General features: G+C 38.7%; 12 protein-coding genes. 2 read left to right on the top strand and 10 right to left on the bottom strand.

What is annotated here, in order from left to right:
- Nucleotides 1-447: 447 nt before the first annotated feature.
- Nucleotides 448-630: an SE1832 family protein gene (locus KC820_RS06140; RefSeq protein ID WP_212369279.1), complete on the bottom strand. Its 183-nt coding sequence runs from the start codon at nucleotides 628-630 to the stop codon at nucleotides 448-450.
- 135 nt (nucleotides 631-765) lie between these two features.
- Here KC820_RS06140 and KC820_RS06135 point away from each other — a divergent pair, with 135 nt between their 5' ends.
- Nucleotides 766-918: a hypothetical protein gene (locus KC820_RS06135; RefSeq protein WP_212369276.1), complete on the top strand. Its 153-nt coding sequence runs from the start codon at nucleotides 766-768 to the stop codon at nucleotides 916-918.
- Nucleotides 919-1043: 125 nt separating this feature from the next.
- Here the strand turns inward: KC820_RS06135 and KC820_RS06130 are convergent, their stop codons facing one another.
- From KC820_RS06130 to KC820_RS06100, 7 genes are all read right to left on the bottom strand, one after another.
- Nucleotides 1044-1574 carry a hypothetical protein gene (locus KC820_RS06130; protein ID WP_212369273.1) on the bottom strand — a complete coding sequence of 177 codons (531 nt, stop codon included), beginning with the start codon at nucleotides 1572-1574 and terminating at the stop codon, nucleotides 1044-1046.
- 203 nt (nucleotides 1575-1777) lie between these two features.
- Nucleotides 1778-3256, bottom strand: coding sequence for a histidine ammonia-lyase (hutH, locus tag KC820_RS06125; RefSeq protein ID WP_212369295.1), 1479 nt, complete (start codon nucleotides 3254-3256; stop codon nucleotides 1778-1780).
- Between the two features lie 117 nt (nucleotides 3257-3373).
- Nucleotides 3374-3823: a hut operon transcriptional regulator HutP gene (gene hutP / locus KC820_RS06120; protein WP_212369270.1), complete on the bottom strand. Its 450-nt coding sequence runs from the start codon at nucleotides 3821-3823 to the stop codon at nucleotides 3374-3376.
- A 195-nt stretch (nucleotides 3824-4018) separates the two neighbouring features.
- Nucleotides 4019-4567 carry an acyl-CoA thioesterase gene (locus KC820_RS06115; protein ID WP_236782544.1) on the bottom strand — a complete coding sequence of 183 codons (549 nt, stop codon included), beginning with the start codon at nucleotides 4565-4567 and terminating at the stop codon, nucleotides 4019-4021.
- Between the two features lie 61 nt (nucleotides 4568-4628).
- Nucleotides 4629-6248 carry a BCCT family transporter gene (locus KC820_RS06110; RefSeq protein ID WP_212369267.1) on the bottom strand — a complete coding sequence of 540 codons (1620 nt, stop codon included), beginning with the start codon at nucleotides 6246-6248 and terminating at the stop codon, nucleotides 4629-4631.
- A 302-nt stretch (nucleotides 6249-6550) separates the two neighbouring features.
- Nucleotides 6551-6739: a hypothetical protein gene (locus KC820_RS06105; protein ID WP_212369264.1), complete on the bottom strand. Its 189-nt coding sequence runs from the start codon at nucleotides 6737-6739 to the stop codon at nucleotides 6551-6553.
- On the bottom strand, nucleotides 6732-8351 hold the full coding sequence (locus KC820_RS06100; RefSeq protein ID WP_212369262.1) for a BCCT family transporter: 1620 nt from the start codon (nucleotides 8349-8351) through the stop codon (nucleotides 6732-6734). The genes KC820_RS06105 and KC820_RS06100 overlap by 8 nt, the downstream gene beginning before the upstream one ends.
- Nucleotides 8352-8857: 506 nt before the next feature.
- On the opposite strand from KC820_RS06100, the gene KC820_RS06095 reads away from it, so the two are divergent.
- A complete protein-coding gene (locus KC820_RS06095; protein WP_212369260.1) occupies nucleotides 8858-9340 on the top strand; it encodes a tetratricopeptide repeat protein in 483 nt (160 codons plus the stop codon).
- Between the two features lie 97 nt (nucleotides 9341-9437).
- On the opposite strand, the gene KC820_RS06090 is transcribed toward KC820_RS06095, so the two are convergent.
- Together KC820_RS06090 and KC820_RS06085 are read right to left on the bottom strand one after the other, a co-directional pair.
- Nucleotides 9438-10391 carry an L-threonine 3-dehydrogenase gene (locus KC820_RS06090; RefSeq protein ID WP_212369258.1) on the bottom strand — a complete coding sequence of 318 codons (954 nt, stop codon included), beginning with the start codon at nucleotides 10389-10391 and terminating at the stop codon, nucleotides 9438-9440.
- A gap of 31 nt (nucleotides 10392-10422) precedes the next feature.
- On the bottom strand, nucleotides 10423-11616 hold the full coding sequence (locus KC820_RS06085) for a glycine C-acetyltransferase (protein WP_212369256.1): 1194 nt from the start codon (nucleotides 11614-11616) through the stop codon (nucleotides 10423-10425).
- Nucleotides 11617-11682 lie beyond the last annotated feature (66 nt).

The following is an 11682-nucleotide window of genomic DNA, read 5'->3' as shown; positions in this document are numbered from 1 at the left end:
CTTGAGGTTTATTTAGTATACCAAATTTTAGTTTATAAGCCTTTACTAAATTTAGACTTGACTAATCGTAGGAAAGAAGGCTGGGACAAAATCTTTAAAGTTGATTCAGATACAAACATTCTAATTTAGTGTGCCGGAAATACCCGCTTCGGAAATATATTGCGCTTTTACCCACAGGGCATAAGGCGACATCTGCGATAAATCGCAGTGTCTTCTATATCGCGGGCAGCTGGTGAGCCTCCTCGTGCTACGCACTGCGGGGTCTCGCCTAGGCTTTTGCTCCCGACGCCCAGGACGGGCTAGTGTCAACGTTGGCCACAGGACGTGGCCGCATTTAGTTGACCGCAGAAGTCTCCGTATATTTCCTACGCTAAGTTAGATTGATATTCGTGTTTCTGAGTTTATAACTTTGATTTGTCCCAGCCTCTTTACATATAATGACGTTGTTTATTCTTCCATTTCTTTTAACTGCTTTTTCTTTTCAGCTAATTCTATTTCTATTTTTTCAAGTACTTTTTCAATAGGAGTAATACTCCCTCCAACAGACTCCATCTTATCAAGATCACTTTGAATTCGGATATAATCCGATTTCAGATGAGCGATTTCTGATTCAAGTTCTGATTTTTTCATCTTACTCACTCCCATTCTCCCTCTCATTGTATAAGAGGTAGCTTAATTTCTCAACTCGATTATAGGTTAGCTTTTTCAGAAAAGAGGGTATTATTGATGATGTAAGGATGCAACTCTCAGAAAGGAGTGGAAAACATGATTGATGATTATCGTAATTCCGTTGAGTATGGACCGACGAACCCTGATCAATTAAACACTTGCACGAACTGCGGGAATATTTTACAAAAGCCGCTCGAAATACAAAATAAACTTTGCACGAAATGTCAAAAAGAGTTGAATAGAGACTAGGTTTTGGAACGAATAACTACCGGAATATGACAGCATCTTCTGTTCACCTTCCGAATATCTTCATATAAAAAAACTGCTTCATCGCCCACCACCTTACTGGTGGGACATTGAAGCAGTCCGTATGATTAATTATTAAAGATAAAAGAACGTAATGGTAGTTCTGTTTGCTTTTCTTTTCCGTGATCCATATATGTGATTAATAACTTTTTTAAATCGTATTGGTAGCTTTGATCTTTTAATGATGTCTCAAAAACAAGTGTGAACCTGTCAGAATCCATTTGATAATCTTGAACAGACTGATAAGATTCTTTCAATAGTTTATTTTCATAAGTGTCTCGGTAATGGACGTTCGTTTTGCCAGTATCATCTATGTAGAGGTTAATTTGAATGGATCTATTCGACTGATCAAACTCTTCTCCATCTTTGTTGATTAACTGAATATCTTTGATGAGTGGAAGAGAATCTCCTCCGTCCCATTTAATCTCTTTTCCGATATACACTTCTTCGTAATTATTAAAGAGTTCTTTATTTGCACCTGTATGACTGATACTCCGGAACACTGAGTCATCGCTATTTGCTTCCACAACGAAATAACTCGCTAGTCCACCAATAACTACAATGATCGTTACAACCAACCACCAACTAAATACTCTCATTTATTCACCTCGGTGTGACGCAATCCTTTTCTTTCTCTTTATCTTTACCTGAAAACTATTATACTATACATCCTCTTTCTAAAGAAAGGGTTTTTTCGCTTTATTGTGTTAAATGATTAACTTACAAATGTTATTACAATCAATATCTAGTAGTCTTCTCAATCTTATATGATCTCTTCACTGTTCAGGCTATCGAATGTTGGTCAGCTATTTATTAAACAGCGACTCATCGCTTCAATATCATTTGAAAAGATTCGATCTTTTGTAATGCTTGGAACAATTTTACGTGATTGCTCATAGAAAGCTTTCGTTTTGCTTGCCATTCGTTCAACTCCTCGGTATTCTACAGCCTGCATTGCACAAATCAACTCAATTGCCAGCACCTTGCTTGTGTTCCTAACGACTTGATAAGCATGTCTCGCACCGATGGTTCCCATGCTGACATGGTCTTCTTGATTCGCTGATGAAGGAATGGAATCAACACTTGCTGGATGAGCCAATGTTTTGTTTTCTGAAACAAGCGAAGCAGCCGTGTATTGTAAAATCATAGCTCCCGATTCTAAGCCTGGCTTAGCGCTCAAAAATGCAGGCAAATCATTCAGCTGTGGGTTGACCAAACGTTCAACACGTCGTTCAGACATGTTCGCCATTTCTGAGACACCAATTTTCAGTAAATCCATTGCAATCGCTACAGGCTGGCCGTGGAAGTTACCACCGGATAAAATTTTACCTTCTTCTGCAAATATTAATGGATTATCAGTAGCCGCATTGATCTCAATCGTCAATTTTTCTTTCACATAATTCAGCGTTTGCCAAGATGCACCGAATACTTGTGGAATACATCGTAATGAATAAGCATCTTGTACGCGTTTTTCTCCTTGAGCTGTCGTAAGTTGGCTATCCTTAAGTAGCTCTCGAATTTGTTTCGCCACTTCAATCTGCTCTGGATAACCACGCGCATGGTGAATCAGTTCATCGAATGCATCCCGAATGCCTTCCAATCCTTCAACCGTCATGGCGGCGATTTTGAATGCTTGTTGCATCAGCTGCTCAGCTCCAAGATACGCGATACAACCGGCAGCTGTAATTGCCTGCGTACCGTTAATCAACGCGAGTCCTTCCTTCGCTTTTAATGTCAGTGGTTTCAAATTTTCTTCCAATAATGCCTGAATTGCTGGTAGTCTTGTTCCTTTATAATAAACCTCTCCTTCACCCATTAAGACAAGCGCTAAATGAGCTAATGGTGCTAGGTCACCACTTGCTCCCAATGAACCTTGCTGTGGAATAACCGGATGGATTTGATGATTTAATAAATCAACTAAGCGTTCTATAATCACTGGTCGAACACCTGAATTTCCTTTCATTAACGCATTGGCACGGAGCAAAACCATTGCTCGACTAATCTCTTCAGAAAAAGGCTCACCTACGCCACAAGCGTGGGAATGGATTAAATTCAACTGAAGTTCTTCTAAATCTTCTTGGTCGATTGTTACATTTGCTAAATGACCAAAACCTGTATTAATTCCATACATCGTTTGCTCTGTTGATAATACTTCTTCTACAAACTTCCGGCTTTGCTTAACCTTCTTCAGTTGATCAGTCTTCAACGAAACGGTTTCATTTTCATAAACAACTCGCTGAACATCAGCAATTGTCAGTTCGTTACCACTTATTTGCATAATCATTACCCCCCATAGTTAAATTCGATTTTTTCCTAAAAAAAGCAAAAAGGGGCTTATATCCAAGAATTCATCTTGAATACAAGCCCCCTAGTTACTTATGACTCGACTGGGCAAATTCTAAATATGATTAATTCCAAGGCCGACGGTTTCATGTTCTAATCCTTTGATCGGTGCCCCAATCGTCCCATAGAGCGCAACGGCAAGCCATTCGCCTTCCGCTTTATTTTTGTATGGCTTCCCTCTTACAACGGCGAAACGCAAACCGACAGTTCGCATAATTTCTCCTAATTGTGACTGACCCCGGGTAACACCTTGTATGGCTTCTAAAATAGCGTGATATAACGCGTGTGTTTCCCGATACAAATCTTCTTCAATTAATTGATTCCGTTTGGATGCCGTCTCGATCGCTGAAACAACTTTTTTTAGATCCATCGCACCTGTCTTTCCGATACAAAAATGATAATCAGTAGTTGAATGCTTTGTTTTCGCGGCATCTGTCTCATCACTAAAATCTAATACGAGCCGCAATGCAAATTTCCCGATTCCTACTTGGTTGTCTCTCTCCATTATTGGCCTCACTTAAAACGTTATTATCTGAATTGTATGTTACTTTATATTTACTGTCAATTTTGGATTCCTAGAAACTTTATGAAGATCGACCATTTAATCAACATCTTATTCGAGCTTATTAACGGTTATTCCTTGTGATGTAAGAAGACCCAATGAATGTTCATCACATCATTGGGTCTTCTATATTTTGAATTATCGTTTGTTTTTGTTATTCGGTGAATCCCACGGAAAATCAGTTCCAAATTTCTCCGCAAGGATTTTTGAATCATCACGACGCTTTTTACGGTAATTCATCCGCTCTTCTGCGCCATCATACAGCCATTTTTCTTCTTCGGTTTCTGGATAAACAGGTGGTACTTCCACCGGCCTGCCATCTGCATCCACCGCAACCATAGTCATAAAAGCTGTTGCACAAACTTGTCGTTCTCCGGTCAACAAGTTTTCAGTAATGGCTTTAACGAAAACTTCCATGGATGACCGATGTGTCCAAGTGACGAAAGCTTCTAAACAAATGGTATGGCCTGCTTTGACTGGATGCAAAAAGTCTACGGAGTCTGTGGAAGCTGTAACTACTGGCTTCCGAGCATGTCGTGTTGAAGCGATTGCTCCCACGTCGTCTAGATATTCCATCAACTTTCCACCAAACAATGTTCCATGCATATTGGTATCAGGTGGCAAAACATGTGAGTTTCTCACGGTTAATGAATGAGAACATGGTTTTGCTTCTAAGTGATCACTCAAATATAACACCTTCCATCTTTTAAGCTACTGTACACTTTATTGTAGCATTTAAAGATGAATTCTACACATGTGGATAATTGTCATCTTCTTCAAACGAATATTCTTTTTTCCCTTTAATGCCTTGTTCAACTGCTAACTCTTTGGCAACTTTCACGGAATCCCATACAGGCGGCAACATAAGAAACGATACAGGTACCGCTGAAGCAACGATGAAGTTTTGGAACATACCAACGTTACTTTGACCCATTGCCAATAAAGCAACAGCTGTCGCACCAAAGATCAATGCCCAGAATACACGGACAGACGTTTTCGGATTATCATTTCCTGTAACAGATACAGCAGAGGCATAAGCCATTGAATCCGTTGTCGTTGCTACGAAAATAATTGTGATAATCAAGAAACTGAAAGCAAGAATCGATGTAAATGGCATTTGTTCAAGAATCGCCATTACTGCCGCTTCTTGGCCGGAATTATTCAACGGTTCTGAAATGATTCCAGGATTTTTCGTTTCAAAGAAAATTCCTGTTCCGCCTAGAACGGTAAACCAGATATTACTGACGATTGGTGCAAGAATACCTACGGCTAAAATTAATTCACGGATTGTTCTACCTCTTGAAATCCGCGTAATAAAGATCGCCATCATTGGAGCGTATCCGATAAACCAACCCCAGAAGAAGACTGTCCAACCTGCTAACCATGCAGGGTCTCCACGCGTTAAACTCATCATGAGATAGTTAGAGATTTGAAAAGCTTCAGCTGATACAAACGCGTCAACAATAAACATTGTTGGTCCAATGATTAAAATAACAATCATAAGAAGCACAGCAAAACCAACGTTGAAACGACTTAAAATCTGAATCCCTTTATCAACACCTGTAATTGCCGATACTGTAGAAATGGCAATAAGTATGACGATAAATGTAATTTGTGTCGCTAATGTATTCGGTAAACCGAAAATTTGTTCAGCAGCATAGGATGCTTGTAATCCTAAAAAGCCAATTGCACCTACTGTACCAGCTGCAACTGCAACCGCTGAAGTGACATCTGCCAAGATTCCAACAACATGATTTCTTTTAAATAACTTATCACCAAAAATAGGATATAAAATCGTACGTGGTTTTAACGGCATACCTTTATGGTAGTGAGCGTACATCAATACAATTGTTGCCGTTGTTCCTAAAATTGCCCAAGCATTGAAGCCCCAGTGCAGGAACGATTGGGAAAGACCGATAATCGCTTTATCCCATTCTGTTAATTCCCCATCTGCGAACAATGGAGGCGTGTTGAGAAAATGAGCCATTGGTTCCCCGGCTGCCCAAAACACACCGCCTGCAGCTAGTAATGTCGTTAAGATCATTGCAACCCAGCGGAAATTACTGTAGAGAGGACTGTCTACAAGTCCCAACTTTACTCTTCCGTACCTGGAAAACATCAAAATCAGCCCGACAATAAACGTTGCAAATACGAGGAGCTGCCAATATAAACCAAAATACTTGGCTGAAAAATCAAATGAATTATTCACCCAAGAGCTCATGTTATCTGGTATAAAGAATGCCAGAATAACGAATAATAGTAGGAATCCTCCACTTATAATAAAGGAACCCCACTGAACACCCGTGCCTAGGTATTCATCCGTATAATACTTCTTCTTTGTAAACTGCGTTTTTTTCTCTTTAGCCATTCCGTAAAAACCCTCTCACTTTTTTGTTAACTAAAAATATGTTCTATTAGCTACCCAATAGTAAATTGTAGATAATTTGTGAACAATCGTCAAAGAACGTGTTATATATTATGCTTGAATAATAACGAGCAATTTAACGTATTTTTTGACTCAGCTATCTAATTTTAGATAATTCCTCACTATGTAATTGTATTCCCCACTAATGTTAAATTTATGCTACTAATTTTAATGGTTCTAAGTTGAATAGTAGAGCTTGAAATCAAAAGACCCAATGATTCGTTACTAAATCATCGGGCCTTTTTTTATATCGAATGATCTTTTGTTTTTGTTATTCGGTGAATCCTACGGAAAATCAATTCCGAATCTTTTCGCAAGAACTCTTGATTCATCGCATCATTTTTTGCGGTAATCCATTCTCTCTTCCGCGCACCTTCCATCTTATTAGCTACGATAAATAGTATTGTAGCATTCATTCGATGAAATCTAGACATGTGGATAATTGTCATCTTCTTCAAACGAATATTCTTTTTTCCGTTTAATTCCTTGTTCAACTGCCAACTCTTTCGCAATTTTTACTGAATCCCATACTGGTGGAAGCATGAGAATTGATACCGGTACCGCTGAAGCAACGATGAAGTTTTGGAACATACCTACATTACTCTCACCCATTGCCAATAAAGCGATTGCTATCGCTCCAAAAATCAAGGCCCAAAATACTCGGACAGATGTTTTTGGATTATCATTTCCTGTAACAGAGACAGCAGAGGCATAAGCCATTGAGTCTGTTGTAGTTGCGACGAAGATAATCGTGATAATCAAGAAACTAAATGCCATAATCGACGTAAATGGCAACTGTTCAAGTATCGCCATCACTGCAGCTTCTTGGCCGGAGTTATTCAATGGTTCTGAAATAATACCAGGCTTTTCTATTTCAAAGAAAATTCCTGTCCCACCTAAAACGGTGAACCAAATATTACTGACGACCGGTGCTAAAATACCAGCAGCTAAAATCAACTCACGGATTGTTCTACCTCTCGAAATACGTGTAATAAAGATGGCCATCATTGGAGCGTATCCGATAAACCAACCCCAGAAGAAGACTGTCCAACCTGCTAACCATGCAGGGTCTCCACGCGTTAAACTCATCATGAGATAGTTAGAGATTTGAAAAGCTTCAGCTGATACAAACGCGTCAACAATAAACATTGTTGGTCCAATGATTAAAATAACGATCATAAGAAGTACCGCAAAACCAACGTTGAAACGACTTAAAATCTGAATTCCTTTATCAACACCTGTGATTGCCGATACTGTAGCAATGGCAATAAGTATGACGATAAATGTAATTTGTGTTGCTAATGTATTCGGTAATCCGAAAATTTGCTCAGCGGCATAGGATGCTTGTAATCCTAAAAAGCCAATTGCACCTACCGTACCCGCTGCAACTGCAATTGCTGAAGTGACATCTGCCAAGATTCCAACAACATGATTTCTTTTAAATAACTTATCACCAAAAATAGGATATAAAATCGTACGTGGTTTTAACGGCATACCTTTATGGTAGTGAGCGTACATCAATACAATTGTTGCCGTCGTACCTAAAATTGCCCAAGCACTAAAGCCCCAGTGCAAGAACGATTGGGAGAGAGCGATAACCGCCTTATCCCATTCTGTTAATTCTCCATCAACGAATAGTGGAGGTGTATCAAGAAAGTGTGACATTGGTTCCCCAGCTGCCCAAAACACACCACCCGAAGCTAGTAATGTCGTTAAAATCATTGCGACCCAACGGAAATTACTGTATTGAGGACTGTCTACAAGTCCTAACTTTACTCTTCCATACCGTGAAAACATTAAAATCAATCCGACAATAAATGTTGCTAGGAGGAGAATTTGCCAATATAAACCAAAATATTTAGCGGAAAAATCAAATGAATTATTCACCCATGCACTCATATTATCTGGCAAAAAGAATGCCAAAATAACAAATAATAATAGAAACCCGCCACTTATAATAAAGGATCCCCATTGAACTCCTGTCCCCAGATATTCATCTGAATAATACTTCTTTTTCGTAAACTGCTTCTTTTTCTCATTTGCCATTAGGAAAAAAATCCTCTCAATTTTTTTGAAAAGCCAATCTACTGAATTATTAGCTATCCAATCTTAAATTGTAGATAATCTGTGAACACTAGTCAAAAATGATATTATATATTTTATAGGATTAATTGGGAGCTATTTTGAGTATTTTTCGCCTAAGCTATATAATCTCAGATAATTCCTCTTAATCCAATGTATTCCCCGCTAATATATAGTTTATTCCTAAGAATTTTCAAAAAATTAATTAATTTAAACGTTGGCTTTCTTTGTTCTGTCGCAATCTTTTGGTCTAAACAGCTTTTTTGTTTGTAGTTGAGTCTCATTATTTCCGACAAGGCTTTGATGTATGCTTTATTACTCATTCGGAGCTATCGAGCACTAAAAAACACTTTACAACTTGATTCCATTCTACTTGTAATGTCTGATACAATTTCAATAGGGGTTTAGAAACAAGGCTGGACTACAAAAAAATACCTCTAAGGAATATTAGTATTAATAGGAGTGGAAAAATGAAATTACTTCATACATTTTTTGATTTAAAACAAAATGGACATCTTCAAAGTGCGCGAGAAGAGATCACACGTTTAGCGGAAGAACAAGCAAAAAATCCGTCAATCCTTTTCGAAGCTGGTCTTTTACATAAAGATCTTGAAATGATGTCTCAAGCAATTACATACTTTAACCAAGCACTTGAATTGGATTTGTCTGAAGACATACGCAAAAATTCGTTGTTTCATCTCGGAGCGAGTTACCGTGCTGTCGGTTTATATGAGAATGCAAAAGAAGCTTTTGAAATTGGTATGAGTGAGTTTCCTGCTGCGAATGAATTTTATATTTATTTTGCCATGACCTTATATAATATGGATGAATCGGATTTAGCAATGGAAATTGTACTCTCTAAGTTATTGGAAACGACAAAAGACGAAAACATTCTGAAACATAAAGAAGAGTTTTCTTTTTATGCGAGTAGGCTTGATGAACTATTTAATTAAAGTCGATTTCACAAGCGTTACGGTCATAAACTGATTCGCATTGAATACACATATAGAAACATCCCCGAACCACTCACTGAACGGTCCGGGGATATTTTTATTCATTCGTTATTTTTTTCTTAAGGTTCGTCAACATATCTTCAGTGACGTCGTCTAATTTAAATTTCGGTTTAAAATCCCATTCATCTTTTGCAGCTGTGCAATCAATAGAGTTTGGCCAGCTTTCCGCAATCTTCTGTCTTACAGGATCGACTTCATAATCCAGTTCAAAAGTAGGTAAATGTTGTTGAATGGATTGCTTGAAATCTTCTGGTTCGGCACTAAATGCTGTTACATTAAAAGCATTCCGGTGCTGTAAACGCTCAGGATTTGCTTCCATCAATTGAATGATTGCGTCAATCGCATCTTGCATATACATCATATCCATTTGTGTACCTTTACCAATAAATGATGTATATTTATTCTTTTTCAACGCTTCATAATAAATCTCAACCGCGTAGTCCGTCGTGCCGCCACCTGGTTCTGTCACATGCGAAATCAGGCCAGGAAAGCGCACACCACGTGTGTCGACGCCGAAACGATTATAATAGTAATCACATAACAATTCGCCTGCAACTTTATTGACACCATACATTGTCATTGGGCGTTGCATCGTGTCTTGTGGCGTGAAATCTTTTGGTGTATTCGGACCAAAAGCACCGATTGAGCTCGGGGTGAAAAATTGGGCGTCGAGTTCACGTGCTACTTCTAACGCGTTCATTAATCCACCCATGTTCAAGTTCCAAGCAAATTGAGGGTGATTCTCTGCTTTCGCTGATAATAATGCAGCTAAGTGCATAATCGTATCTACATTATATTTCTTTGCGATATCGTGCATGGCCCGCTCATCTGTAACATCTAGTACTTCAAAGGGGCCATTCGTGTCATTTAAGTTTTCAGGCTTTCGAACGTCAGTAGCAATGACATTCGAATGTCCATACGTTTCTCTTAGCTGCGCGGTCAATTCAGAACCGATTTGACCTAGCGCTCCTGTTACTAAAATCCTTTTCATTCAGGAATCCCCCTCTGTTCCTCTCTCTATTCTATTGGATAATTCCCATATCTTTTCCTACTTTTTCATAAATCGAAATAGCTTCATCCAGCATTTCCTTCGTGTGTGCAGCTGTCGGCATATTTCTTACACGACCTGTACCACGTGGAACAGTTGGGAAGACGATGGATTTGGCATAAACCCCTTCTTCGTACAAACGCTTACTGAATTCTTGGGTTGTTTTTTCATCTCCGATAATACAAGGTGTAATTGGTGTTTCACTCTCACCAATATCAAACCCTAGATTTTTCAATCCTTCTTTCAAATAGTTTCCATTTTCCCATAAACGATCGTGAAGCTCTGTTGATTCCATCAATAAGTCAATCGCTTTTGTACACGCCGTTACATCAGCAGGTGACAAGGATGTTGAGAATAGGAATGGACGAGAACGAACTTTTAACCAATCAATTAAGTTTTGTTTACCAGCTACGTAACCACCGACGACGCCGATTGCTTTTGAAAGTGTCCCCATTTGAAAGTCGATTTCATCTTGAAGACCAAAATGTTTCACCGTACCGGCACCTTTACCCATTACACCGGAACCGTGGGCATCATCGACATACGTAATTAGATCAAATTCTTTAGCGATTTCGACGATTCCAGGAAGATCTGCAACGTCTCCATCCATTGAAAATACACCGTCAGTAATAATCATGATTTTGTTATACTGACCTGATTCTTTTGCTTCTTTCGCTTTCTGTCTTAAGTCTTCCATGTCTGAATGATTGAAACGAATAATCTTCGCTTTGGACAGACGACAGCCATCGATGATGGAAGCGTGGTTTAATTCATCAGATAAAATTGCATCATTTTTATCCATTACAGCAGAGATCGCCGCCATATTACAGTTAAAGCCAGAAGTATAAGCGATTGCTGCTTCAGTACCTTTAAATTCAGCAATTTTTTCTTCAAGCTCAACGTGTACGTCTAATGTTCCGTTAATTGTACGAACGGCACCAGCTCCAACACCATGTGATTCAACATGTTGTTTTGCGACTTCTTTTAACCGGTCATCCGTAGCAAGTCCTAAATAGTTATTAGAGGATAGATTGATTAGCTCTTTTCCTTTAATCGTTATTTTTGGACCGTTTGCACCTTCAACCACTTCGATCTCATTATAAAGACCTTGGTCTTTTAATTCCTGTAAATTTTCATTCAAAAATTGATCTAACGTATCACTAGGCATTTCGTTACCTCCTGAATCTTTTTCATTTCCCACTAGTATCATAACATGATTTTTATCCATTGTAAC

Source organism: Allobacillus saliphilus (assembly GCF_018138385.1).
Lineage (GTDB): Bacteria > Bacillota > Bacilli > Bacillales > Alkalibacillaceae > Allobacillus > Allobacillus saliphilus.
Note: the sequence above shows the minus strand (reverse complement) of the source record. Positions and strands in the feature narration are given on the sequence as shown.